Genomic DNA, 25,268 nt, shown 5'->3' on the forward strand with positions numbered 1-25,268 from the left:
CGGCCGTTTGTTTATGTCCTCGGACGACCCAAAAGTCGTCGGGACGTACGGATGATTGGTTTATAGTTCGGATGAATGAGTTCGGTCGATTCGACAATCAATTCAATGACGATCAGGACCACGACGAACGTGATGACCGCCCCAATCATCGTCGTCTTCGCAAACAAGATCGAAGAGATCCCAAAGAAAAGGGTCATCCCATACATGAGCAAGACAGCTTGGCGTGTCGTGAACCCCATGTCGATCAACTGATGGTGCATGTGCGATTTATCAGGCGACATCGGAGGTCGCCCTTGGACGAGCCGACGTACAATCGCGAAAATCGTATCCGAGATCGGCAAGCCGAGCAACAAGACCGGAACGACGAGTGAAAACAATGTAACGTTCTTAAAACCGATCAGCGAGAAGACGGCAAGCATATATCCGAGAAATAACGCTCCCGTGTCCCCCATAAAAATCTTCGCTGGGTAGAAGTTATGGACGAGAAAGCCGAGTGTACTCGCGAGCAACAACAGGGCCATCATCGTCAAATAGACGTTCCCTTGAATGATCGCTAGGACAGCAATCGTTCCGAGGGCGATACTCGACACACCTGCTGCGAGCCCGTCGAGCCCATCGATCAAGTTGATCGCATTCGTGATCCCAATCAGCCAGAGAACCGTGACCGGGATACTCCATGACCCGAGATACAGTTGCTGGTCGAACGGGAGGTTGACGAGCTCGATGCGCATCCCAGAGTTCAAAACGACGACCGTCGCAATCATCTGCCCCATCAACTTCACGCGGGCCGACAACTGGAAGCGGTCATCGATCAGTCCGGTAATGAGAATGACGACGGCCCCGATCAAGATGGCGTCATTATAACGACTCGTCGGAAGCAGCAACGCATAGCCGATGAAAAAGGCAATGAAAATCGCCAGACCACCGATTCGTGGCATCGTCCGTAAATGTACTTTTCGTGCGTTCGGATGATCGACCGCACCAATGAAGAATGCGAATCGACGAACGAGCGGTGTAATCAAGATGGCCATCACAAAACTGACCAACATGGCAATCCATAGCATGGGCCGACAGTTCCTCTCTCAAAAAAATAGACTCTGGCGAATTATATCATATTTTGAATCGATGAGTTGATATCAGTCCGTTTACAACAAAAAGCCGATGGGACCTTCCCCATCGGCTCAAGATTATGAAAATGTTACGGCTACTTCTTCTGCTGGTTCATATGTATAGAGGCCGCGGCCAATCTTTTTGATTTCCGGGTTCACCCCTTCAATCTTCACCATCAATTGGTAAATGTTGCTGATGTGATGACGGTAACGAAGTTCGAGCTCCATCTGTATATCACGTACGCTCATCGTCTGACGCTCTTTCAATAGATCCGTCACTTGATGAACATATACTTCGAGCGGATAGCGCTGATTTACACGACGTGGACGTAGGCGTTTTGATGCATCAGTCATTGAGTCTTTTTCCTCTTTGTCTCGACTCAGTTCCGCGATCAAATATTCCGCACGTCGTTGTAATTGACGGTACGATTCCTCGATTTCCATCAATTCTCTGTAAATGTGCTCATTCACATTCGTAGATTCCATACACAAATCCCCTTCTACATCCAATTAATTTTAGGAATTCCCTATTTTAAATCAGTAATTCCTAATTATCCCTTGATATCTTCTATAAAAGTGTAACGGATTTGTAATGTGCTTGTCATCTCTTTTTGGGCAATATTGTCTATTTGGGACTTTTGGACCATAAAAAGACGGCGACTGTTCGGGGCAGTCGCCGTCTCACGGAAGATGATTGTAGTCCATTACACGCGAGCGCGTTCGAGGATGCGATCGAGTGAAAGTTCGTCAGTAGAAGCGACGATGAGGTCTGCATGACCGAGCATCGATTCTTCTCCGACGGCGACAGCAAACATGTTTGCCGCTTTGATTGCAGTTACGCCTGCAGCCGCGTCTTCAACGCCGATGGCGAGTTCGGGTTTCACGCCAAGGGCAGAAGCGGCTTTCAAAAACACTTCGGGGTGCGGTTTTGACTGGGCGACAGTGGCTGCATCGACAATATGGTCGAAGTAATGACGGACGCCTAGTGCGTCAACGACCGCAAACGCGTTCTTTGAAGCAGAAGCCATTCCGATTTTGAGTCCCGCCTCTTTGATTTCATCAAGGAATGAAACGATACCAGGAAGCAAATCGTCAGATGAGATATGTTGAATAAGTTCAACGTAATGCTCATTTTTCTTTTGGGCGAGTTCTTCTTTCTCTTCCGGCGTGAAATCGTTCTGTTTTCCGCCGAGCGTAAGGATGCGCTCGAGCGACTCAGTCCGACTCACCCCTTTGAGGGTTTCGTTGAATTCGCGGTCAAATGGAATTCCGAGCTCTTCACCGAGCTGCTTCCAAGCGAGGTAATGGTACTCTGCCGTGTCAGTGATGACACCGTCCAAATCGAAAATCACTGCTTCAATCGTTGACATACATGCTTTCCGCCTTTCCTTCAAATGCTTGTGTCGTCAGACTACATTTAGGGAACTTGACAAGTACCCGTCGCACGTTTGGTCAATGATGCAAACGGTTGCACTTGTTCGATTTCTATTATAAATGAAAACGTTATCTTGATGCAACCGTTTTCGCAAAAATCAAAAAAAGAGAAGAGCTTCCGCTCTCCCCTCCCCATTACAGTTGAATGCCAACGACTTTTACGTTCACCGAACGCGGTGTCATCGCGAGCATCGTATCCATATCTTGCGTGATTCGCTCTTGAACAGCCGTCACCGTCTTGATGATCGACTGACCATATGCGATGTAAAGCGACAAGTTGATTGTGATGCCTTCTTCTGACTCATCCACTTTCACATGTTTCATGAGCGCACGTTCTGACAATTTCGTGTCTTCTTGTGTGAACGATACGTGTTTCGTTTCTTTCACCGCGACTGCGGCGATCATTTCCACGACGTGACGAGAGACGTTCACGTCGCCTTCTGTGCTGTGCATTCCATTTTCGTATGGCATAGGGTCACTTCCTTAACTCTAGTTTCGTTTCCTCTTTATAAAGTGTAGCGGAAATGAAGCGTTTAGAAAAGACTTTACCCTTTCACACCTTTCGTATTTTGTACGCGCCTCACATCAATCTCGACGAGCGGACGCAACAGACGGACCATCGGTGGACTGATAATCACGAGCACCATCACGAATGCGACGCCGAACAAGACGAGCAGTTGCATCCAAGACGTCGGCATAAATCCAGCTGGCACGAACGCCTTCCAAGCGACGACGAAGAACACGTGAACGAGATACACGTACAAGCTATATCGCCCTGCCCGAGAGAAAATAGGCAGCTTTCGTCCCGGAATGATGAGTGCGAAGCTGATTGACATGAGGAGAGACACCGTATAGACAATCAAGAAGGCAAACGGTCCGCTCCACATCGCTTCCGGCACCGCCGTATCATAGGCGAAACGGAACTTGAACAAGTTCCCGATATGATAGAACGTGTCATCTTGTTGGACGCGCATGGAAATCAATAAGCCGATTGTCAGCGTGACAAAGACAATCGCTCCACCGATTCGATAACGGTTTCGTTGTTCTGCCCGTTTCGGAAGTTCGAAGAAATTGAGCGTATTCCGTTCGGACATCCAGTTCCCAATCAGGAAGAACGGATAGAACATGATGACTTTTCGTAACGCGAAGTACCCGGTCGCCTCGGCCTGGAACCCGAATAAGAGCGCGAATAAAAGGGCATACAATACGTAACCTTTCAATTGTGTCACGTATGGGGTAATGATGTACCAGAAAATGATGGCCATCAAATACCAAAGTGCCCAGTATGGCTTCAACAGATTCAGTCCCGGATTCTCAAGTGAGAAAATCGGGATTCCTTCTGTGAAGGCGAACCATGAACCGAGAATGACTTGCCAGATGACGTAGACGACGAACAACTGAATCACACGTAAATATCGGTTCTCTCGATAAAAATAACCGCTGAGCATAATGAATAACGGCATGTGGAAAGTGTACAGGAACAAATACACCCACTTCGGAAGAATATCGTCGTATGCGCCACGTACGTCCGTCAACAGGTGACCGAACACGACGAGCAAGACGAGCACTCCCTTAATATTGTCGTACCAATAATTTCTCATAACATTCCCTCTAGTTCTTTATGATGATTACGATGAAGCTGTCCTTCATGTTTTCACGCGCTCTTTGCATACGGAATTCATGAAAGGTCATATGGAAAAATCCCTCACCTATCATAATCGATTCCCTCGCGAAGTGAAATTACGTTTCAACAAAATTTTCATGTCTTCATTGTCATCATTCCCATAATTCGTTGATTGCAAGCCGAAACGTCAAAAATTCCTCACGATTCAGCACGTTGTGAGGGTATTCAAATAGACGGGATTGGGTACAGTATAGTATAGTAGTGTTACTAAATATTCAGAATATTCTAATAAAGGAGGTGGAGAGAATGGCTTCGATCATCCGGAATCGACATCATATGGTTCATGACCCAAAACGTTCATTCTCTAACTTCGGATTTTGGTGGTTCATCAGCAGCTTTTCCGTCGGGCTACTCATGATCGCCTTTGAATCGGTCCGCAACGGCTTCTCTGCCATTCATCCTCTGTTGTCTAGCATGGCCTTCCTCGGTCTCACGTTCGTGCTCGGTGTCTGTGCCAAACTGGTCCGTGACGTCTGGTGGCTCAACTATTTGCTCGAGCGTACGCAAAATCGCTACTTATATATCGGTGGCGACACACTCCAAACCTGGCAGTATACGCTCGATTCGATTTGGTTGCTCACGCGAACCTCACAAAAAAAGCTCGGCCGATTGTATATCCAAATCGACCGAACTGTGCGTGCTGAGGAAGCAAAACGTTTATTCGCCGCCTATTTGATTGACCGAGGTGTCCTCGTCGTCTATTCTCGTCCGAACAAACCGAAAAAAATGGCTTGAACGAATTAGTCGAGGTGAGCGGCAATCCATGTCCGTGCCGCCTCGACTTCTTCCATGCGCACTTCATGCCCACCCGTATGATAGAAGAGCTCGACGTCCGCTCCGGCATTCCGGAGTGTCGATGTCAGCTCTTCTGTTTCTGCTTTCGGGCAAATCGGGTCACGCTCTCCTGCCGAGATAAACACGTTCGTCCCTGACAAATCCGGTAAAGTGAGCGAGCGGTCCGGGACCATCGGATGGAACAAGAGTGAAGCGGCGAAGGCCGGTTGGCGGTACAGCGCAGAACCGATCAAGTTTGCCCCGTTCGAATAACCGATCGGAATCATCTTGTCTCGTTTGATCCCATATTCCGCTGCAGCATCATCTAAAAACTGAAGGAAGCGTTCCGTCTGCTTTTTTAAATCTTCAAGATCGAGCACGCCTTCCGCGTGACGACGGAAGAATCGGGTCATCCCGTTCTCAAGCACATCCCCTCGTAGCGTCAGGACGTTTGACTCCGGTGACAGCTCTTTCGCGAGCGGGATCAAGTCTTGCTCGCTCCCCCCTGTTCCGTGTAATAAGACGAGCGTCGTTTCTTTCGTTCCTTGAATGAATTGATGAATCATATGCGTTCTCCTTTCGGGATTGTAATGGTTGGTAACGTCCGGACAATCTTGTCGCGGTCCGCTTCAAGCCATGGCGGTAAACGTAACGTCTCACCGAGTGTGTCAACCGATTCGTCCACGGTGAATCCCGGTACGTCTGTCGCCAGTTCGTGCAGGATACGTCCGGCATCATGGAAATAAACCGAGCGGAAATAGTTCCGTTCTTTCACTTCGGTCGGTCTCAGTCCGAGATCAAAGATGGCATCTTGCCAGGTTGAATAACGTTCACCGTCCGCAACCCGCCAAGCGATATGGTGGACCGTCCCCGTTCCCGGCACACCGTTCGGAAGAATCGTCTTTTTGACATCGATCACGTTCCCGTAGTCAGCCGTCCCTTTCAGACGAATCCATTCCTCATCTTCTTCGATCCGTTCAAATCCGAAAAGTTCCACCAACAAACGCACGGTTTCTTCCGGTGATTTTGATAAAAGCGTAGCGCCGGCAAATCCGACAATCGCCTCATTCTTCGTGACGCCCGGGATGACCCAGTGCGTCTGTTTCGTCGTAGCCCGTGCGACGAGTTCGACGACGAGTCCGTCCGGGTCTTCAAAAAGAAGCGACGGCTCATCGAACCGTTCCGTGGCAACGGTCGCGATTCCATGCTGTTGTAGTCTTTCTTCCCAGAACGGTAAACTTCCTGCCGGCACGAGATATGTCGTCATACCGACCTGGCCACTTCCGACCTGACCCTTCCCTAACCCTGGAATCGGGAAGAACGTGATCACGGTCCCCGGTGTGCCGACCTCGTCCCCGAAATAGAGATGATACGTGCCCGGGTCATCAAAATTGACGGTCTGTTTCACGAAACGGAGACCGAGTACTTGCCCATAAAAATCAAGCGTACGTTGCGGGTCTTGAACCATCGATGAGATGTGATGGATGCCTGTAGACTGCGTATTCATTGTCACCCTCCTTTATTATCTTGATTTCAAGATAAATCATTTGCCAGAAAAAGTGAAACTTTTTGCTCACGGTGGCGTACGATAGGAGTAGAGACATTCTAAGGAGGTATAAGAATATGGCATTACAGATCGAACGAGTCACCAAAGAATTCGGTGACTTCACCGCTGTCGACGACCTCACTTTCCGCGTCCCACAAGGGGAAATGTTTGGGCTACTCGGAGCGAACGGCGCCGGAAAGACGACGACATTCCGCATGATTCTCGACATCTTAAAACCGACCGATGGAACGATCACGTGGAACGGAAAAGCAGTCGACCATCGAATCGTCGGATACTTACCAGAGGAACGAGGCCTCTACCCGAAGTCACAAGTACGCGAACAACTCGTCTTTTTAGCCAGTTTGAAAGGCATGCGCTCAAGCGATGCCAAACGTGCGGTCAAATCATGGCTCGAACGGCTGGAAATCCCCCAGTATGAGACGATGCGCGTCGAACAACTGTCAAAAGGGAATCAGCAGAAGATTCAACTCGTCGCCGCCCTGCTCCACAACCCTGAACTCGTCATCTTAGATGAGCCGTTCAGTGGACTCGACCCGGTCAACGTCGAAATCTTGAAACGTGAAGTGCTCGCCTTGCGCGATGCGGGGACGACCATCGTCTTCTCAAGCCACCGGATGGAGCATGTCGAAGAGCTCTGTCAACATGTCGGGATTTTAAAAGGCGGTCGTGCAGTCGTCAGTGGTGACGTACCGACAATCAAGTCGCGTTACGCCGAACCGGCTCTCTTCATTGAGACGGACCAAATCCAATTACTCGAAGCACTTCCTGTCGTCGAGACGATCGAGCCGTACAAATCCGGTCACTTAGTACGCCTGCATTCGTTCGAAGACAGTGATATCGTTCTATCGACACTCGTCCGCCATCAGGCGAACGTCAAGACGTTCATGCGTCAACCGGTATCGCTCAATGACATCTTTATCAAGGAGGTCGGACAGCATGTTTCATAACTTTGGACCGCTCTATGCATTCACACTCAAATCGAGAATCCGTTCGAAGGCGTTCGTCATCTCAACGGCGTTGACGATTCTTTTCATCTTTGGATTCACGAACATCGACCGCATCATGTCCTCGTTCGAGGATTCCGAACAGGCGAGTGCCCTCGTCGTATCGGAGAATCCAGCGCTTGTTGATACGATGAAGTCGCTCGGCTATGAGGATGTCGCCGTGAGTGACATCACTGAAGAAGAAGCGCGGACCGGAATCAACGACGGCGAGTACGGGGTCGTCGCTTTCGTCGATGGCTACGACGCCCGTGTCATCTCGGAACGTCCGGAACAGGAATTTACGACGCTCTTGCAAACATCGCTTCAACAGCTGCGAAACGCGGAATTGATTGAATCAGCCGATGTCGACCCAGCCGTCATCACCGCTCTCAGCGAACCGATTCAGCTCGATGAGTCGTATCTCGGGCGCGGAGGTGAGAACTCGGATGAACTTCTCTCATCTTCGGCACTCGTCTATGTCATGTTGATGCTCTTGTATATCTCGATCATCACGTACGGGTCGATGATTTCAACGGAAGTGACGACCGAGAAGTCGTCGCGTGTCATGGAGCTCATCATCTCGACGACCCATCCGGTCACGCATATGCTCGCCAAAGTGACCGCAATCGGGACGCTCGCCCTCATCCAAATCGGGATTTTCCTCGGATTCGGTTATGTCAGTGCGAGCGGCAGTGAGTTAGCGACAACCGTCATCGAAAATGCGGGGAGCGCACGAGCCGTCATCTATCTACTTGTGTTCTTCCTACTCGGCTACTTATTGTATGCGTCCCTCTTCGCCGTTCTCGGCTCGCTCGTCAGCCGCGTCGAAGAGTCGCAACAGATGGTCATGCCAGTCATCATGCTTCTCGTCGCAGCGTTCTTAGTGGCGATGTTCGGCTTGAACAATCCGGATGCGACGATCGTGACGATTCTATCATTCGTCCCATTTTTTGCCCCGATGCTCATGTTCCTTCGAGTCATGCTCGTCGATGTGGCCGTGTGGGAAGTCGTGCTCTCGATTGGTTTACTCATCGGGACGATTGGCGTGACGCTTTGGATCGGCTCGAAATTCTATCGTGGTGGCGTCTTATTCTATGGAACGAACGCCATTAAACAATGGCGACAAATATTACAAAACCGCCAATAACGTTTACAGCAAATTCGTTTTCGTTTACTCTAAAGAATGTGCAAAATGAGGAGGAAAACGAACTATGCGATCACGATTACTCGCGGCCTTAATCTTTACGTTTATGACGACGCTCACGACGTTCATCTGTTACACCGTCTTCTTAGACGCGGATGCGTTATGGCAAATCCTGCTTGCGTATGCAGGTAGTACGTTTATCGGAACGCTCGCGTTTTGGTATCCGGTCAGCAGACGTCCACAAACGTCTCGCTTCGGTGGCGCATGGATCGGCATCATGATTACTGCAACGACACTCATTGGCTTCACCGTCATCCGCTTCACATTCCGCGGCGACGCAGCAGCTCTGCTCGACTGGCAAACAGTGCTAGCGAGCCTCGCTTACACGTTCGGGTATGTCGGATGGGTGCTCACAATCTTGAATATCGTGCTCGGCTTCTTACTTGCCGGCACACGTCCGAAAGTACGCTACGAAGCGCGTCCGATGCGCTGATCAATGGAAATGACCAGGAGAAATGATTCTCCTGGTCATTTTTTTATTCTATGATTATTGCAATTTATATGATTTATTAACGACGCCGTACTCTGCATACTGGAAGAAGTTGTCCGCGAACTGGTCGGGGACAAGTCGTTCCACGTAACGGGCGAACGGGACGATGTGCCGATTCGTGTCATGGGACCGTCCAAGGTCGAGGACCGCGTCAACGAGTGCCTCAAGCGCATGGTGTGTCGTCGGCTCTTCGTCCTCTTCGAAGATGCGCTGCAACTCCTCTTCATGCATCAAGTCAAAGATGCGCATCCGCTCCTCGAGCTGTCGCTGCATCTCTTCGACGGACTTCCCGTGCATCGCTTCTTCATAGGCGAGCTTCATCTGTTCGAGTTCGGGGACTTTCCCACGCATCAATACTTTGAGTGACTCCCCTGTCCAAATGTGGCGTGCCAAATAATTCGAATCGATGCGCAGAGCTTCTGCGAGCGCCTCTATGTAAGGCATCGTCGGATACACCTCACTCAGTTCGGTACGTCGAATAAAATATGGGGCCACGCCGATTTGATCCGCAAGTGTCTCGATTGACAATCCAGCCCGCTCTCGTAATATCCGAATTCGGTCCCCGTATCCCCGATATGGTGCATTTTTACCATCCATCTCAATTCCCCCTTTCCTCTCTTTTATTATAATTCCCGAATTCACAAAAAAATACTCGGAAGCGTGAGCTCCCGAGTTTTGATCGTTCTCTTATTTCTTCGTCAATTCGACGACTTCTGAAGATCCAGCTGTCACCGTGTCGCCTTCTGCGACAAGTTTGTTCACGCCGAAGCTGTCATGGTTCGTGATGATGATCGGAGTGATTGTCGATGGAGCGTTCGCTTTGATGAAATCGAGGTCGAACGTGACGAGCGGGTCGCCTGCTTTGACAGACTGACCTTCTGTAACATGTGTCTCGAAGCCTTCACCTTTAAGGTTTACCGTATCCAAACCGATGTGGATCAAGTACTCTGCACCGTTGTCGGCATTGATACCGATCGCGTGTTTCGTCGGGAATACTGTAGCGATTGTTCCGCTAACCGGTGAGACGACTTTACCTTCTGTCGGCTCGATCGCAATTCCGTCACCCATCATTTTTTGTGAGAATACTTGGTCCGGTACGTTCGTGATGTCGACGACCTTTCCTGTAAGCGGTGAAACCGCGTTGAGTTGTTCTTCTTTACCACCAAATAGTTTTTTAAAGAATCCCATAGCTTAATCCCTCCAACATGTTCTATTGAATCGAAGTCTTCACTTTTATACCCGAAAAGCTAAAACTTCAATCCCTACCTTATAAACGGTATAGTAGGTATAAGGTAGTGCGAAATCGTTTTACACATCGTAAGAATACGAGTGTGCAATCGCTTTTGCAAGCCCTTTTTACACTTTATAAAAATTTCACACGATGGAGGCGCTTACAATGACGACTTTCACAAAATTGTCATATGAACGGCCCGACTTGGACGCTTTGAACAGCAGATTGTCGGACTATTCTGCCGAATTACAGCAAGCGAGCACACTCGAGGAAGCGAACGAACTTATTCGCCAAATCAACAAGGAACGTAACGACTTTGAGACACAAAGTCAGCTTGTCGCAATCCGACACTCGGTCGACACGCGCGATACTTTTTACGAGGAAGAACAATCTTTCTTTGACGATGCTCTCCCGGTCTATGAGAAAGAAATCCAAGCGTACTACCGCGTCTTGACGAACCACGAGCTTCGTTCTGAACTCGAAGCGGAATGGGGCAGCCAGCTGTTCTCCCTCGCCGAGCGTGCGCTCGAGACGTTCGAAGAGTCACTCATCCCGAAACTGCAGGAAGAGAACCGCCTCGCGACGTCCTATCAAAAAGTCATGTCAGCAGCACAAATCGAATTTGACGGCAAGACGCTCAACTTGTCACAGTTCGGTCCATACCTTCAATCACCTGACCGTGATGTCCGAAAAGCCGCATCCGTTGCCCGCTATACATATCTTTCTGACAACGGTGACGAGCTCGACCGCATTTACGGTGAACTCGTACGCGTGCGTACAGAGATCGCCCACGCGCTCGGATTCCCTTCATTCGTCGAGCTCGGCTATGCACGTATGCAACGCGTCGGGTATGACGAGTCGATGGTCGACAACTTCCGGAAACAAGTCCGTGACGTGATCGTCCCGCTCGCGTCTGCGTTGAAAGACAAGCAGGCGAAACGAATCGGCGTCGATCACCTCTACTATTACGATGAGTCGTTCGTCTTCCCAGACGGTAACGCGACACCTCAAGGGGATGAATCGTTCATCATCGAAGGTGGAAACAAGATGTATCATGAGCTCTCGAACGAGACGGACGAATTCTTCCAATACATGCAAGAGCGCGGCGCTCTCGATTTGACGGCGAAGCCAGGTAAGGCTGGCGGCGGATATTGCACATACTTACCGTCTGAAGGTCTTCCGTTCATCTTCTCGAACTTCAACGGCACAGCCGGAGATATCGACGTCCTCACACACGAAGTCGGTCACGCGTTCCAAGTATATGAGAGCCGTCATTTGACGACTCCGGAATACGCCTTCCCGACGTACGAGGCGTGCGAGATCCATTCGATGTCAATGGAGTTCTTCTGTTGGCCATGGATGGAGCTCTTCTTCGGCGACCAAGTCGACAAGTACAAGTTCAACCACTTGGCTGGCAGCATGACGTTCCTTCCATACGGCGTGCTCGTCGATGAGTTCCAACACGTCGTCTACCGCAATCCAGAGATGACAGCTGCCGAGCGACGTCAGGCATGGCGCGATTTGGAGAAGGTCTATCTTCCGCATCGAGATTATGAGACGAACGACTATCTCGAATCAGGCGCATGGTGGCACCAACAAGGGCACATCTTCCAAAGCCCGTTCTACTATATCGACTATACACTCGCGCAAGTGTGTGCGTTCCAGTTCTGGGTACGCATGCATGAAAACCGCGAAGCGGCATGGAGCGATTACCTCACGCTCTGTCAGGCAGGCGGAAGCCGATCGTTCCTCGAACTCGTCGAACTGGCAGGCCTCAAATCGCCATTCGCAGACGGCGTCTTGAAAGAAACGATCGATCAGATTGAAGACTATCTCTTAAAACATCCGCTCGCAAACTAACGAGTAAGACCATCGAAAAATCGATGGTCTTTTAGTTTGGGTTGACTTCGTTCTGCAGTTCGAACGGCAAGTCCTCCAAATTGATTTGACGACTGTCGAACAAGTTGAACTGCTGGAGACGGCTCTCTAAATATTTTTGTAACAGTTCGGCCACTTTTTCGCCGGACAGTCCGTTCAAATCCGGAACCTGTGTCACCGACAATTCGATGGCATTTAGTCCGTAGTCCGGCAATCGGGATTCGATCTCCGCAAGTTCTTCATTGGTCAGCCGTTTCCCTGTCGTCGTCACGAGGAGGAGATCTTTATCCTCTTCGTAGTCTTGACTGATAATGATGGCGTCTGAAAACTCTTCTTCGATGAAGTTGTTAATCCCCGTCCGAACGATGCTGTCTTGTACGAGTGTCGCAGCCGAAAAGATACTTGGCACAACGATGAGGACAGACAACCCGATGAGGAGTCGATTGATTTTTTTATGGTTGGCATCTTGTTTCGTCAACACTTGTGAGATGCCCATGAACTTGACCCCGATGAACGTGGCGATGGCGATGAACGCACAGTTGATGACGAACAGATAACTCGATCCGATCAAGTAGTCAACGTTCCACGTCGCAATCGAATATCCCACAGTACAGAGCGGGGGCATCAAGGCGGTCGCGATGGCTACACCCGGGACGATGTTGTTGCTCATCTTCTTTTGTGCCCCGATGATTCCGGCCGTCCCCCCGGCGAAGGCGATAATGACGTCCCAAATCGTCGGCTCGGTCCGGGCAATGATTTCATTACTCGCATACGTGATCGGTGAAATGGCGAAATAGATGGTCGCGACGGTGAGACTGACCGCGACTTGAACAAGGAGCAGACGTACACCTGCCCGAAGCAGCTTCATATCATAGAGCGACAAAGCGAGACCGATACTCAAGATTGGAGTCATGAGCGGCGAAATTAACATTGCCCCGATAATGATCGGAATCGAGTTCATATTCAGTCCGATTGAAGCGATGAAGATGGAGCACATGAGGATAACGGAATCACTCGGCCGTACTTTCAAATTCGAGTACATCTTCTCTTTGAATTCTTCGGCAGTATACGTCTGTTCCATTCTATTTTCAGCTCCCTTGTCGTATCAGTCTCGTCCACACAAACAAGTCCTTTCTATATTTACCCGCAACACGAACAGGACAAGCGATTTCGACAAAAGAAAAACTGGACCGATTGATTGGTCCAACTCCTCTCGTCAAATGACATCTAACGGTTGTTTCGTCGTCGGTGGAGGGAACGCCTCATCGAGCGCCGCAATATCTTCCTCACTCAAATCGAGTAAGAGCGCTGCCGCATTCTCCTCGACGTGCTCGGCCTGCCCGGCTTTCGGGATGGCGATGACGTGTCCACTTCGAATCGTCCAGGCCAGTAAAATTTGCGCAACCGAGGCGCTATACGTCTCCGCGAGTCGATTGACCGTCTCGTTCTCGAAGACGTCTTTTTTCACATCACTTCCTTCAGCGAGCGGTGCGTACGCCATGACCGGAATTCCTTGTTCTTTCAAATAAGGAATCAGATCATACTCGATTCCTCGACTGCCGAGGTGATAGAGCACTTGGTTGACCGCACAGTTGTGACCGTTCGGCAAGGCAAGAAGTTCTTTCATATCCTCGACGTCGAAGTTTGAGACGCCCCACGCCCGAATCTTGCCGTCTGCTTTCAGCTGCTCCATCCCTTGAATCGTCTCCTCGAGCGGGGCATCGCCTCGCCAGTGGAGTAAGTAGAGGTCGAGATAGTCGGTCCCGAGTCGTTCGAGCGACTCATCGCATGCTTTGACGAGTTTTTCTCCGTACGCATTGTATGGATAGACTTTCGAGACGAGGAACACCTCTTCTCGTCGATCTTGGATGGCTTCACCGACCAGTTTTTCGGATTCCCCTTCGCCGTACATCTCCGCCGTGTCGATGACATGGAGTCCGCAGTCGAGCCCTGTCCGAAGTGCCTCCACTTCAGCGTCATGCTTCGATTTCTCTTCTCCCATGCGCCATGTGCCTTGCCCGAGTGCCCGCATCTCGCGTCCGTCTTTCAATTCGACGACGTTTTGTTTTAACGCCGCGAGTAATAAAGAATGTGGTAGTCGTTGATTCATAACGTTTCCTCCTTTGTCCACGCTTCATGTAATGGTCCCGTCGTCCCGAAGACAGGGTCAAACATCGGCTTCTCGACTTGTTCAATGCGTTTTAAATTGTCTGGGCGTTCTTCCGTCTTCCCGGTCAACGTGTCATAGTCACGACCGTCCGGATATGCCCCGACGACTTGGAAGTCTGAACTCGCTTCGATACGACGATGTCCGGTCCCTGCCGGTAAGACGAGCACGTCCCCCGCACGTACGCGTACGAGATCACCGTTCGTCCCTCCGAGTTGAAGCGTCGCTTCGCCGTTCAATACCCCCAATACTTCGTGCGTGTTGCTGTGATAGTGATGATAGTCGAACACCCCGTTCACCCAGCTGTTCGTCCATTCGTTATGAGCGAACGTCTCCTGCATCCCGCTCGGATCATCAAAGACACCACGATAGAGGAGCGCTGGATAATCCGGATGATTCGGAATGGATCCGTCATCTGTAAACATATAAGTTTTCAAGTCCATCCTAAGTCCCTCCTTGTCTCTGTCCCTGTACCCGACTTTAATGTACAAAAAACGGTCGTCCATCATGGACGACCGTGAATGTTAGGAGATGACCTCGTCTCCTGTCTGATCGATGTGACACTCACCCCAAGCGCACATGGCGTCTAGGATTGGTTTTAGTGACCATCCATACTCTGAGAGCGAGTAGATGACTTTCGGCGGCACTTGCTCGTACACCGTACGCACGACAACCCCGTCCGCTTCAAGCTCACGCAATTGTTGGGTGAGCATCTTTTGGGTGATGTTCGGCATGAGCTTACGAAGCTCACTCGTCCGTCGCTCTCCTTTAATCAAATGACACATGATGACGACTTTCCATTTGCCGCCGATCACATCAAGTGTCGCTTCGACCGGAATGTTATATGGCATATCGTTTCCTCCAGTTCTTCCATAGGCACTTTTTGGTGCCTACCGCACTAAAAAGTACGTACTTCTCAAACAGTTTTCATGCACTTATGATAGCAACTATAGCAAATCCATACAAGTTCATTTCGCTCGTAACACCCTCTTGAGACGGTAAGGTACTTTTTCGACCGTACTGAACAATAGAGGAAAGAGAAATGTCTTTGCTATCCGGAGACGACGGGCCCTCGTCTTCCACACTATTCATTTACTTTAGGAGGAACTATTCATGAATCAACCGTACACGCAACCTGTCGAAGAACAGGCACCTAAAAATGGAGGGTTAGCATTACTCGCCCTCGCGATCAGCGCTTTCGGAATCGGAACGACTGAGTTCGTCCCGGTCGGTCTTCTCGCTTCAATCGCAAGTGATTTAAACATCGGCATCACACTCGCTGGTCTCATTATCTCGGGTTACGCGATTGGCGTAGCTGTCGGTGCACCAATTTTGACTGCACTCACAAACCGAATGAACCGCAAAACGTTACTCATGGCGCTCATGGTCGTCTTCATCGGCGGAAACTTGGTCTCTGCCATGTCGACTAGTTTTGAACTCTTAATTGTCGCCCGATTTATCACCGCGTTCTCGCACGGTGTCTTCTTCTCCATCGGGGCAACGATTGCCGTTCAACTTGTACCACCGCATAAAAAAGCGAGTGCCATCGCACTTATGTTTACAGGTTTAACCGTCGCGACCGTCACAGGTGTCCCACTCGGTACTTTCATCGGTCAAGCGTTCGGATGGCGTGCAACATTCTTCGCTGTCGCAGCACTTGGTGTCGTTTCAATCATCGCAAGCTTCTTTTTGATTCCGAAAGATTTGAAACAGTCACCACCAGCGAAGTTCTCAGATATGAAGAAATTGCTCACGAATGGTCGTCTCATGCTCGGATTCTTGATCACAGCACTCGGTTACGGCGGAACGTTCGTCGCCTTCACGTACTTGACACCAATCATGCAAGACGTGACAAAAATCAGTCCTAGTTTAATCAGTGTCGTCTTACTCGTTTACGGAATCGCAGTCGCCATCGGGAACGCGGTCGGCGGAAAGCTCGCAAACGAAAATCCAGCAAAAGCATTGTTCTATATGTTTATCGTTCACGCGGCAGTCATGATCATCATGTCGTTCATGATTCCATTCAAAGTGGCCGGTCTCATCGCAATCGTCTTGATGGGTCTCCTCGCCTTCATGAACGTGCCTGGACTTCAACTGTATATCGTACAATTGGCTGAAAAATATGTACCTGCCGCTGTCGATGTCGCATCAGCGCTCAACATCGCTGCCTTCAACATCGGGATTGCCTTAGGTGCAACAATCGGTGGAATCGTCGCCGATTCAATCGGACTTGTCCACACCCCTTGGGTCGGTGGCATCATGGTCATCATCGCCGTCATCTTGACAGCCATCTCACGTCGTTTGGAAGCAAACTAAGGAGGACCTTATGTTCAACAATCACAAAAGCTACAATCGGATGTACCGGGAGGGCGAGCTCACGCTCGGCCTCCACATCCCTTTAGAAAATTTCAAGATGCGTACCCCGACTCTCGAACGCCAAGTAGAACTTGCCCAAAAGGCCGACGACTACGGCTTCACAGCGTTATGGCTAAGGGACGTCTTATTAAAAGACCCGAATTTCCTAGACCCTGCCGTCGGTCAGATTTACGACATGCTGATTTACGGAACACATTTACTCGGTCAAACGAAAAACATCGCACTCGGTACGTCTGCACTCGTCTTGCCACTCCGTCATCCCCTTCGTTCGGCGAAGGAAGTCGCAACAATTGAATCGTTGTTCCCAGAACGATTGATTTTAGGCATCTCTTCAGGTGACCGTCGTGCCGATTTCAAAGGGCTCGGAGTCGATCACCCGACACGTGGCGACCAATTCAAAGAGTCGCTTCGTGTCATGGAGCAGGCGCTTTACAACAACTACCCAACCATTGACTCACCGTATGGGGAAGTCGAACAGGCTACGCTTGTGCCACGTCCGAAAAAACGGATCCCGACGATGATCACCGGGTTCGCGCAACAAGACATGGACTGGCTTGGGGCGAATGGGGACGGATGGATGTATTATCCGCAAGCACCTTTCGCACAACAACAAGTGCTCGACGCGTGGCGCGCGAGCGGTGAGGCGCACGGTCGCACATTCCGTCCGTTCTCGATGCCGATGCATCTTGATTTGACGCTTGACCCAGATGAGCCACCGACACCGGTTCGACTCGGTTTCCGAACCGGTCGCAACCATTTGATCAAATTGCTCGAAGCGTACCGTGCCATCGGAGTGAATCATCTGTTCTTCGCCCTCTTCGACGGAGAACGTCCGGCCGAAGAAGTCATCGATGAATTAGGTAAATATGTATTGCCGCATTTCCCACCACTTGATTGAGGTTTGCCCTTCATTTTCTAAATGAAGGGTTTTTTGTGAAATGGACGGGTAAATAACAATGAATCTATGAAAAGGAGTTCTCCCATGCCCTCTCATCATGAAAAGGTAGAAAAGATTGAACTGTTTTTTGATTTAGTATTTGTGTTTACATTCATTCAACTTACGTTGAAGCTCGAGCATCATCTGACATTTCATACGTTTTTAGAGGTCCTTGTCCTTATGGCCCTTATTTGGTATATCTTCGAAGGGTATATTTGGTTGACGAATACGACCAAACTGACAAGAAGAAACCATCAAATCTTCATGACGCTCGGGATGATTGGATTTATGCTGATTTCCGTCGCCATCCCAAAAGCCTATGATCAAGATGGCTTCATCTTCGGACTTGGTTTTTTAGTGATTGTCGCCGTACATTCGACGCTATTCTTGTTGCACAGTAATGATGATACGAAAAAAGCGATGCTCGCCATCGTACCGTACAACGTATCATTTAGCATCATCATCCTCGTTGCTTCACTGTTTGAAGGGAACGTACGCCTGATTGTATGGGGGATTGTCGCGATCGTCGCCGTATTAGGTCCTCTTGTACAGAAAAACAGAGGGCAGTTCGAAGTGTCGTCCTGGCACTTCCTTGAGCGTCATTACCTCATCCTCGTCATCGCTCTCGGCGAAACGATTGCGTCGACCGGTCGAGCCGCGATTGATGAAGATTTGACTTCTGATGTCGTCTTGACGATGATTCTTGCGCTGACGCTGACCGTTCTGCTTTGGTATTCCTATGTGAAAGACGATGAAACAAGAGAAAGTCGTTTTCAAGACATGTACACGGATAAACGGGATCAGATCGCCAAGGCGGGGTTCTATTGGTCACACCTCTCGATGTTCCTCGGTATCATCTTACTCGCCGTCGTCAAGATCACCATCGTGCACGACCCGATGCAGACGCTCGATTTGGCACATCGCATCACACTGTATGTCGCCATTGTCTTGTTTGGATATGGTGTCATTTACTTCAACCGTCTGTTCTTCAATGTGTCGTGGAAGCGACTTTCGATGCTAGCTGGCTTGCTTGTCATTCCACTGATTGCCCCATATTTGCCGGCAATCATACTCTTACTCGTCATCACCCTGATTTACTTCATCGCAATGATTGCCCCACTTCCGTTTTTGAAAACAAAGCAGAAAGAAACATAAAACAAGCCAGAACCAAGAGTCGGTTCTGGCTTGTTCATTATCGGACTTCATTCTCGAGTTGTTTCAACTTTGTCGAGTAATACTCGATGATGTCACGGCGTCGGATGATACCGATGAAATATTTTCCGTCATCGACGACCGGCACGAAGTTTTGATCCGTGATCGCATCGACGAGCTCTTCGATTTGAGCCGTAATCGATACCGGCTTATAGCGAACGCGTTGCTTGATATCTTTTAGACGTGTCCGGAGCACTTTTTCATAGTCTTCTTCCCCACGAAGCTGTTCTGCGAGTGCCCAGAGCAAATCCCCCTCTGTCATCGTCCCGGCGTAAAATCCGTTTTCCGAAACGAGTGGGACAGACGTGAATCGATGATGCTTCATCTTTTCAAGTGCTTGTCGTACCGTTGATTCGGGGTCCAAATATTTGACGTCTTCTTTCGGATATAAAAAGAAAGCGATGTTCATTTAAATCTCTCCTCAATCTGTTAATCCACCCCGTTATTGTACCATGAATGGTAGGACAGGTTGAACTAAATCCATGTTCCTATCTGTAATCATCCCCTTTCTCCTAAACGACACAAAAAAACATCGTGATCCTGGTCACAGCGATGTTTCGGTGATTCAAAAGAATTGGAAGGGAACTCCAATTGATTTATACCCGTTTTAGTTGGTTCTTATCCATCCAGACATACAAAAGGGCCCCTTTAGGAGCCCATAAATTATTGAACAAACTGCAACAGTGTATCGTTAAATTTCTCTCGTTCATCGAGCACGGTGCCGTGTCCGCTCTCTTCGAAACGCTCAATCCGAGCGTTCGAAATGCCTTGCTCCATCTGTTCTGCAAACTCAAATGGACAGATTTTATCATGTACGCCGTGAATAATTAACGTCTCTACGTCAATCTTCGGCAAAGCATCGCGCAAATCTTCGTCCCGGAGTGCCTGTGCCGAGGCAATCGTTCCGTGACTCGAGGCCACGAGTGCGAGATGGTGGAACCAATTCTGCATCGGTTTCGAATGTTCTTTCTCAAAGAAGATTTTTCCGAACCCTTCGAGCATTTTCGGTCGGTCGGCTCGTGTATCTTCAATCAACGCGTCGACTTCTTCCGTTGTCATGCCGTATGGATAGTCTGAACGTTGTGTGAAAATCGGTGCTGCCGCTCCCGCTAAGACTAACTTTTTGAGTCCATCCTCTTTATAGTCGGCTGCGTAGCGGACTGCAATCGCGCCCCCCATCGAGAAACCGACGAGCGTGAAGTCTTTTAAGCCAAGACCGTAGACAACCATATGCACATCCGATGCCATCGTCTCATAGTCATACCCTGTCGCCGGTGCATCCGATTTCCCGTACCCTCTGAAGTCGATTCCGATATAGCGATAGCCGGCTTCGATTAACGCATTCTTCTGATATTCGAACATATTGTTGTTCGCAGGCCAACCGTGTAAGAAGACGACCGGCTCCCCAGAACCGACATCCTCCACATATAAATTCGTACCGTCATGTGCTGTAATATATCCCATCATCCAACCTCCATCGTTTTGATTAATCGTAAATACTCACAACCTACTTGTTCCCGTTTCCGAATCCTAAAAACCTTCTCATGTGTCACGCCAGAGCGATTCCCCTTTTAAATACCCTTCAACTGCCTTCGCGCCTTCTCGTAACACGGCTTCGCGCCAACTCGGGTCGTCCGGGTAGAACATCGCCATGAATTCGTTTTGAATCCCATTGCGTGCTTCGGGATCTTTGGTTCCTTCGAAATAGAGACGATTTTCTAAAATGATTGTCAGAAATTCTCGAATCGAGGCTTTCGTCGACGTGCCGAACGTCCCAAACTCGAATAAGGCGGAGACGAGTCCTTTGTCTGGATATTCCGTATCGCGTACGTAGTAAAAGTGATTCGTCGAGTCCCCGAGCACCTCGTCCGGGTCATACACGTTGACGTTGTCGAGGCCGTACGCTTGTTTCAACTCATCTTCGGTTCGGCCGTCCCGCTTACTAATGACCATCGTCACCTCGTTTGTCGGACCGAGCGCCGTATGCCAGTCCATATGCACGACTCGTTCATAACGCTCGAGTAAATCGTGTTGAATCCCTTTCAAGAAGATGGCGGATGGTTCATCCGAGTCTCCGCCATAGTACACACCTTTCGGGAATTGATACTGCCCCATCCCTTTCGCCCCACTCATCGCCTTGAATCCGTCGAGCTTAATCCCAGAACCGAGGAATGAATAAATTTGTTCACGCGCTTCATGGTAGTCGTCAATCACTCCGTCTGGAACGAACAGATGTCGCATCAGTTCATACTCACGGTTGACGTTATACGGCACCGATTCACGGTCAATGACGTAGTTTCGGTTCAAATCGACATTATGCTCATTGACCCGTCGGAAGTGTTTCATTCCCCAAGGATTGACGGCATGAATGAGACAAATGCCTGTCGTCTCATGTCGCACATGAGGCAATTGCGTTTGCACAAATTGATGCGTCACCGCAGCACCCGCATATCCTTCGATCCCATGTTCCCCAATCGTCATGAGAAGGATCGCTTTCCGCTCTCGTTTTGGTTCCCCTAAGATGATGTCGATGCTTTCGTCCCCAATTGAGTGCGTTAACAGCTCTGCTTTTGGATAATATCGTTTCACCTCAGATAATAAATGTTTGAACTTTTCTCGCGATTCTTCATAGGATGATGAAAAATACTGGGTCATCGCACTCTCCTCCAATTCTTTTCTCTCTACACCATTCCCATCCTAGTGCAATCTAAAAACGCCTTCTGTAAAAGAAGACGTTTGCTGTCAAGGCGTTCGGATTCGTTTCGTATGTTGCCGTCGGAAAGCCATCACATAGAAAATCGGACCAATCAAGACGGCACCGAACAACCAATAGAGACCCGCGTTCGCATACAATCCTTCAAACGACCGAAACACCCAGGCGAGAACCGTGAACGCGACGATCAACTCGACGGTCCATAATAATCCTCGGCGAACCGCTAGAAGAATCGTATTCGTTTTTTGGAAAAAGGCTGCGACGAAAGCAATTAAAAATGCAGGAAAACTCGAGAGCCACAACATTCGGTTGAGTGAGGACTCGGCAAAATAGGCGTTTCCGAGAGAGACAGTGATGAGGAAGTGCACCAAAATAACGAGCAAGACGACCACCCATCCGACGAACACATCCCGTTCCATTTTTTTCATCACAACCAGCTCCCTTTCTAAATAGTTGAATACTAATATTTACCCGCTTTTTCAGCCTTCTCGTCTGATTCAACTAAAAAACGCACTCTGCTCGCAGAATGCGTTCCAATGTATTATCCGACCAACTCCCGCGCCCATGCTTTCGCACGTTCAAGTTCGCCTGCTTTCAACATTTCCGTCTCCCCATCAACCAAAAATGATTCTTTTCGGACCTTCGTTGCGCCTTTTTCAATCATTTCCCCTTCGACGCGGTTCACCGCATGACCGAACCAGTCGATGATTTTACCGAGAATCGGATTTTGTTTTTCTTTGACGACACTTGTATCAAACGCGGCCGTCCGCTTCCCGCGAAGCGCATTGTCTGAGATTCCGTCTAAAAACACTTTAATGTCCTCCGTCTCATACCCGCCATGCGTTGGTGAGCCGATGACGACAAGATCGACATGAGCCAAGTCACCGAGCCCAATATTCAACACATGTTCCATACGCGCTTCATGTTCTTTCGACAGCTCTTCCTGCATCGCATGAGCAATCTTTTCTGTATGCCCATACAAGGAATCAAAGATAATCAAAATATTCATGGTGAATCCCCCTTTACCGAACTTCTCTTTATCTCCCTTCCCATTTCAGCGTTCGTTCATGCTTCTTTTTTGTACAGTGCACTTCGCTTGAAGAGCGTCCAACTCACCAGAACAATACCGAGTACGAGCAAGGCATAGCCGAAGAATTTAATAAAGTCGCTCGTGTGGTAGGGAGCCCTGAATCGGTATTCCGCCCGTTTCCATTCCGAACCGTCTTCAACCGCAATGACGTCTTCAACGGCCTCCCCGACGACTTCACGGTACGCGGTCCCAATCGGATATCCATTCGAAGCATTCCCGTAATAACGCCCTGTCTCGTCGTTGACCGTTGTTTCCACTTCACCAATCACGTCACCGAGCGAATTCTCATCGATTGTCGTATCGAGCACTTCATATACATTTCGTTCAAACACGACAAATGTATACGCCCAGGAAAGCGCAGACACAGGAAATGCAATCGATAATGCGAAAAGAGTCAGGAAGGTCAGTCGCCTCATTTGAGGCCCCAAACGAACGTCGCTGAGTCGCTGACATTGATATTATCCGGCTCTATTTCTGGCATCCCTGATTCAGAATAGGTGATTTCGTGACCATAACGAATGTCAGTTTCAGAGAAGAGGTGAATTTCGCTCCATGTATAGTCAATTTGAATCAACTCCCCTAATTCTGCACCCGCTCCTGTCGCGAGGAGTTCCGCTCGTTTTTTCGCATTTTCCGCAGCGTTGACCAATAACTGATCTTCAATCGCATTTGGGTCTTTCATTGTAAAGCGAATCGATAGTACCGGGTTCGCACGACATTGACTGATTTGTTCGATGGCGTCAGACAATTTGGATGTATCGAGTGGAAACTCCAGTTTCATTTTTTGTCTACACGCATATCCAATTAACCTTGAGCGGTAAATCTTATCTTTATCACGATACTGGTCGTATAATGTGTCAATCGAAAAGTCACTCGTCTTCAAGTCCTTCTTTTCAAATCCTGCGCGCACGATTGCCTTTTGAATCTGCGTCACCGCGTTCGCTGCCTCCGTCATCGTCTCTTCATAACGTGGTGCTTTTGTAATAAGATCCATGTCAATCACAATTAAATCTGGTCGAGACGAGACATTTCCTGTTCCTTTTACCGTAATCGTACGTTCCATATCATTCTCCTCCTTATTCGTTTGAGATATCACTTACTCTACTTCACGAAATTTTGAACTCATCCAACGTTCTATTTCATCTAAAGAGTTCATGTCTTGTAACGACGGATAGGCGTCCCGTTCAAATAGCAGTCCGCTCGGAGTATCTAAAAACAGATAACGTTCCCCGTCCGGAAAACCGTAATCCGCAATATCTTTCAGTCGAAGCGTCTCTCCGTTTTGTTCCCAGATGAATTCGTCATCATATGGAATCGGCATAAAGATGCCCTCCATCCCTTGATGCACGTGTGAGATGACGTCAGTATGCTCTTCCTGTTCCGCTCTTCCGATTGCATCGGCACGAACGACCAGTTCTTGTCCAGTTTGCACATCGCCATGATACACATCTGACACTTGTATGGTGAGAAGCGACTGATATTCGAGCTCTCCGTTAAAATCAATCTCGATATGCCGGATGTTCTCGACCGTTCCTTTGACTACGACCGGATTCCACCGCGAAAAAAGTTCATCTTCTGTCATGTCCATCAAGTTTTCTTGAGAAGTACCTTGTCTTATTTCTGATTCATCGATGATGTGAACCGAGTTTGCCGTTGAATCCGTGGATAACGGAATACGTTCATTCCAAATATTCGATGTGAAGAGCATGAATCCCGCAGCGACGGCGAGTACCACTCCTGCCCCCCATTTGAGTCGTTGATAAGGTCTTCGCCCTATCACCATGGATTCCTCTATATGGCGGTCATCCACTTCACCTAGTAGTTGAAGTAATTTTTCGTGATTCATACTTGAATCCCTTCTGATTTGAGTACACGCTATAACGAATCACGTGTTCGCTTCAGCTTCATTTTGACATGACTCTCCCCAAGTTGATGGTTTTTCGCAATTTCTTGAATGGAGTGAAGGTAAAAATAGCGTTGCATGAAAATCAACCTTGTCTGTCGAGGAAGGTCTGAAAGAAATGCAATCAACAGGTCGACGATCTCTTCGTCCTTCATCGATTCCGTGAGGACATGTTCCAATTCTTCATAGACGAGCGGCACTTCTCCACCACCCCGTTTTTTCGCATGATTCTTCTTATAACGCTTCAGTGCGAGATTTCGTACAATCTTTGTCAAATACGCCCCAAGTCGAAACGGACGCGTCGGCGGGATCGACTCCCACACTTTCATGTATAAGTCGTTCAAACACTCTTCCGTATCTTCGTGATTTTGTAGGATATTATAGGAGACACGACGACAATAGCTCCCGTATTTCTTCTTTGTGGCGACAATCGCATATTCGGATCGTTCCCAGTACCAATCGATGATGACCTGGTCATCCATCTATTTCCCCCCTTTCCCTTGCTCTTCACTTATA

30 protein-coding genes are annotated in these 25,268 nt (G+C 49.0%); 8 read left to right on the forward strand and 22 right to left on the reverse strand.

Annotated features, from left to right (window positions below; all coding sequences use genetic code 11):
- Positions 1-11: 11 nt before the first annotated feature.
- From KNO75_RS07315 to KNO75_RS07335, 5 genes are all read right to left on the reverse strand, one after another.
- The gene (locus KNO75_RS07315) at positions 12-1,064 is read right to left on the reverse strand and encodes a glycosyltransferase family 4 protein (RefSeq protein ID WP_214793713.1); all 1,053 of its coding nucleotides are present in this window, start codon (positions 1,062-1,064) and stop codon (positions 12-14) included.
- Between the two features lie 123 nt (positions 1,065-1,187).
- On the reverse strand, positions 1,188-1,595 hold the full coding sequence (locus KNO75_RS07320) for a Rok-like winged helix domain-containing protein (protein ID WP_214793710.1): 408 nt from the start codon (positions 1,593-1,595) through the stop codon (positions 1,188-1,190).
- A gap of 218 nt (positions 1,596-1,813) precedes the next feature.
- Positions 1,814-2,479, reverse strand: a complete 666-nt coding sequence (gene pgmB, locus KNO75_RS07325) for a beta-phosphoglucomutase (RefSeq protein WP_074033782.1) — start codon at positions 2,477-2,479, stop codon at positions 1,814-1,816.
- Positions 2,480-2,678: 199 nt separating this feature from the next.
- Positions 2,679-3,014, reverse strand: a complete 336-nt coding sequence (locus KNO75_RS07330; protein WP_074033784.1) for an Asp23/Gls24 family envelope stress response protein — start codon at positions 3,012-3,014, stop codon at positions 2,679-2,681.
- Positions 3,015-3,088: 74 nt separating this feature from the next.
- Positions 3,089-4,144, reverse strand: coding sequence for an acyltransferase family protein (locus KNO75_RS07335; protein WP_214793707.1), 1,056 nt, complete (start codon positions 4,142-4,144; stop codon positions 3,089-3,091).
- Positions 4,145-4,473: 329 nt separating this feature from the next.
- Here KNO75_RS07335 and KNO75_RS07340 point away from each other — a divergent pair, with 329 nt between their 5' ends.
- The gene (locus tag KNO75_RS07340) at positions 4,474-4,962 is read left to right on the forward strand and encodes a hypothetical protein (RefSeq protein ID WP_214786811.1); all 489 of its coding nucleotides are present in this window, start codon (positions 4,474-4,476) and stop codon (positions 4,960-4,962) included.
- Positions 4,963-4,967: 5 nt separating this feature from the next.
- On the opposite strand, the gene KNO75_RS07345 is transcribed toward KNO75_RS07340, so the two are convergent.
- A complete protein-coding gene (locus KNO75_RS07345) occupies positions 4,968-5,567 on the reverse strand; it encodes an alpha/beta hydrolase (RefSeq protein WP_214693725.1) in 600 nt (199 codons plus the stop codon).
- A complete protein-coding gene (locus tag KNO75_RS07350) occupies positions 5,564-6,508 on the reverse strand; it encodes a ring-cleaving dioxygenase (protein WP_214820697.1) in 945 nt (314 codons plus the stop codon). Before KNO75_RS07350 ends, KNO75_RS07345 begins: the two co-directional genes overlap by 4 nt.
- Positions 6,509-6,624: 116 nt before the next feature.
- On the opposite strand from KNO75_RS07350, the gene KNO75_RS07355 reads away from it, so the two are divergent.
- The 3 genes from KNO75_RS07355 to KNO75_RS07365 all read left to right on the forward strand — a co-directional run bounded on the left by KNO75_RS07355 (position 6,625) and on the right by KNO75_RS07365 (position 9,188).
- Positions 6,625-7,515 (forward strand): ABC transporter ATP-binding protein, encoded by an 891-nt coding sequence (locus KNO75_RS07355; RefSeq protein ID WP_214786805.1) that lies wholly within the window; start codon positions 6,625-6,627, stop codon positions 7,513-7,515.
- Entirely contained in the window at positions 7,505-8,698 is a 1,194-nt protein-coding gene (locus tag KNO75_RS07360; RefSeq protein ID WP_214820699.1) for an ABC transporter permease, read from the forward strand. The genes KNO75_RS07355 and KNO75_RS07360 overlap by 11 nt, the downstream gene beginning before the upstream one ends.
- 64 nt (positions 8,699-8,762) lie before the next feature.
- The gene (locus KNO75_RS07365) at positions 8,763-9,188 is read left to right on the forward strand and encodes a hypothetical protein (protein WP_214693732.1); all 426 of its coding nucleotides are present in this window, start codon (positions 8,763-8,765) and stop codon (positions 9,186-9,188) included.
- A 54-nt stretch (positions 9,189-9,242) separates the two neighbouring features.
- Here KNO75_RS07365 and KNO75_RS07370 read toward each other — a convergent pair whose 3' ends face one another.
- Together KNO75_RS07370 and KNO75_RS07375 are read right to left on the reverse strand one after the other, a co-directional pair.
- Positions 9,243-9,842 (reverse strand): helix-turn-helix domain-containing protein, encoded by a 600-nt coding sequence (locus KNO75_RS07370; protein ID WP_214820701.1) that lies wholly within the window; start codon positions 9,840-9,842, stop codon positions 9,243-9,245.
- A gap of 90 nt (positions 9,843-9,932) precedes the next feature.
- Entirely contained in the window at positions 9,933-10,433 is a 501-nt protein-coding gene (locus KNO75_RS07375; RefSeq protein WP_012727005.1) for a PTS sugar transporter subunit IIA, read from the reverse strand.
- Positions 10,434-10,641: 208 nt separating this feature from the next.
- Here KNO75_RS07375 and KNO75_RS07380 point away from each other — a divergent pair, with 208 nt between their 5' ends.
- Positions 10,642-12,336: a M3 family oligoendopeptidase gene (locus KNO75_RS07380; protein WP_214820703.1), complete on the forward strand. Its 1,695-nt coding sequence runs from the start codon at positions 10,642-10,644 to the stop codon at positions 12,334-12,336.
- A gap of 31 nt (positions 12,337-12,367) precedes the next feature.
- On the opposite strand, the gene KNO75_RS07385 is transcribed toward KNO75_RS07380, so the two are convergent.
- The 4 genes from KNO75_RS07385 to KNO75_RS07400 all read right to left on the reverse strand — a co-directional run bounded on the left by KNO75_RS07385 (position 12,368) and on the right by KNO75_RS07400 (position 15,372).
- A complete protein-coding gene (locus KNO75_RS07385) occupies positions 12,368-13,435 on the reverse strand; it encodes a DUF389 domain-containing protein (RefSeq protein ID WP_214820705.1) in 1,068 nt (355 codons plus the stop codon).
- 135 nt (positions 13,436-13,570) lie between these two features.
- Positions 13,571-14,464, reverse strand: a complete 894-nt coding sequence (locus KNO75_RS07390; protein ID WP_285800806.1) for an aldo/keto reductase — start codon at positions 14,462-14,464, stop codon at positions 13,571-13,573.
- Entirely contained in the window at positions 14,461-14,964 is a 504-nt protein-coding gene (locus KNO75_RS07395) for a cupin domain-containing protein (RefSeq protein ID WP_214793692.1), read from the reverse strand. The genes KNO75_RS07390 and KNO75_RS07395 overlap by 4 nt, the downstream gene beginning before the upstream one ends.
- Positions 14,965-15,045: 81 nt before the next feature.
- A complete protein-coding gene (locus KNO75_RS07400) occupies positions 15,046-15,372 on the reverse strand; it encodes a winged helix-turn-helix transcriptional regulator (RefSeq protein ID WP_214793689.1) in 327 nt (108 codons plus the stop codon).
- A gap of 262 nt (positions 15,373-15,634) precedes the next feature.
- Between KNO75_RS07400 and KNO75_RS07405 the strand changes: the two genes are divergently transcribed.
- The 3 genes from KNO75_RS07405 (at position 15,635) to KNO75_RS07415 (ending at position 18,989) form a co-directional block, all read left to right on the forward strand.
- The gene (locus KNO75_RS07405) at positions 15,635-16,837 is read left to right on the forward strand and encodes an MFS transporter (RefSeq protein WP_214793685.1); all 1,203 of its coding nucleotides are present in this window, start codon (positions 15,635-15,637) and stop codon (positions 16,835-16,837) included.
- A 10-nt stretch (positions 16,838-16,847) separates the two neighbouring features.
- Positions 16,848-17,795 (forward strand): LLM class oxidoreductase, encoded by a 948-nt coding sequence (locus tag KNO75_RS07410; RefSeq protein WP_214820707.1) that lies wholly within the window; start codon positions 16,848-16,850, stop codon positions 17,793-17,795.
- 84 nt (positions 17,796-17,879) lie between these two features.
- The gene (locus KNO75_RS07415; protein WP_214820709.1) at positions 17,880-18,989 is read left to right on the forward strand and encodes a low temperature requirement protein A; all 1,110 of its coding nucleotides are present in this window, start codon (positions 17,880-17,882) and stop codon (positions 18,987-18,989) included.
- 37 nt (positions 18,990-19,026) lie between these two features.
- Here KNO75_RS07415 and KNO75_RS07420 read toward each other — a convergent pair whose 3' ends face one another.
- The 9 genes from KNO75_RS07420 to KNO75_RS07460 all read right to left on the reverse strand — a co-directional run bounded on the left by KNO75_RS07420 (position 19,027) and on the right by KNO75_RS07460 (position 25,234).
- On the reverse strand, positions 19,027-19,455 hold the full coding sequence (locus KNO75_RS07420; protein ID WP_012727014.1) for a CBS domain-containing protein: 429 nt from the start codon (positions 19,453-19,455) through the stop codon (positions 19,027-19,029).
- 254 nt (positions 19,456-19,709) lie between these two features.
- Positions 19,710-20,513, reverse strand: coding sequence for an alpha/beta fold hydrolase (locus KNO75_RS07425; RefSeq protein ID WP_214820711.1), 804 nt, complete (start codon positions 20,511-20,513; stop codon positions 19,710-19,712).
- Between the two features lie 75 nt (positions 20,514-20,588).
- Positions 20,589-21,701, reverse strand: coding sequence for a M14 family metallopeptidase (locus tag KNO75_RS07430; RefSeq protein WP_214817334.1), 1,113 nt, complete (start codon positions 21,699-21,701; stop codon positions 20,589-20,591).
- An 87-nt stretch (positions 21,702-21,788) separates the two neighbouring features.
- A complete protein-coding gene (locus tag KNO75_RS07435; protein WP_214820713.1) occupies positions 21,789-22,187 on the reverse strand; it encodes a hypothetical protein in 399 nt (132 codons plus the stop codon).
- A 113-nt stretch (positions 22,188-22,300) separates the two neighbouring features.
- The gene (locus KNO75_RS07440) at positions 22,301-22,768 is read right to left on the reverse strand and encodes a flavodoxin family protein (protein ID WP_214820715.1); all 468 of its coding nucleotides are present in this window, start codon (positions 22,766-22,768) and stop codon (positions 22,301-22,303) included.
- Between the two features lie 56 nt (positions 22,769-22,824).
- Positions 22,825-23,265, reverse strand: coding sequence for a hypothetical protein (locus KNO75_RS07445; protein WP_214820717.1), 441 nt, complete (start codon positions 23,263-23,265; stop codon positions 22,825-22,827).
- On the reverse strand, positions 23,262-23,912 hold the full coding sequence (locus KNO75_RS07450; protein WP_214820719.1) for an SIMPL domain-containing protein: 651 nt from the start codon (positions 23,910-23,912) through the stop codon (positions 23,262-23,264). Before KNO75_RS07450 ends, KNO75_RS07445 begins: the two co-directional genes overlap by 4 nt.
- A 33-nt stretch (positions 23,913-23,945) precedes the next feature.
- Positions 23,946-24,695, reverse strand: a complete 750-nt coding sequence (locus KNO75_RS07455; protein WP_214820727.1) for a hypothetical protein — start codon at positions 24,693-24,695, stop codon at positions 23,946-23,948.
- 29 nt (positions 24,696-24,724) lie between these two features.
- Positions 24,725-25,234 (reverse strand): RNA polymerase sigma factor, encoded by a 510-nt coding sequence (locus tag KNO75_RS07460; RefSeq protein ID WP_214820729.1) that lies wholly within the window; start codon positions 25,232-25,234, stop codon positions 24,725-24,727.
- Positions 25,235-25,268: the final 34 nt, after the last annotated feature.

This window comes from Exiguobacterium sp. s35 (assembly GCF_018617535.1).
Lineage (GTDB): Bacteria > Bacillota > Bacilli > Exiguobacteriales > Exiguobacteriaceae > Exiguobacterium > Exiguobacterium aestuarii.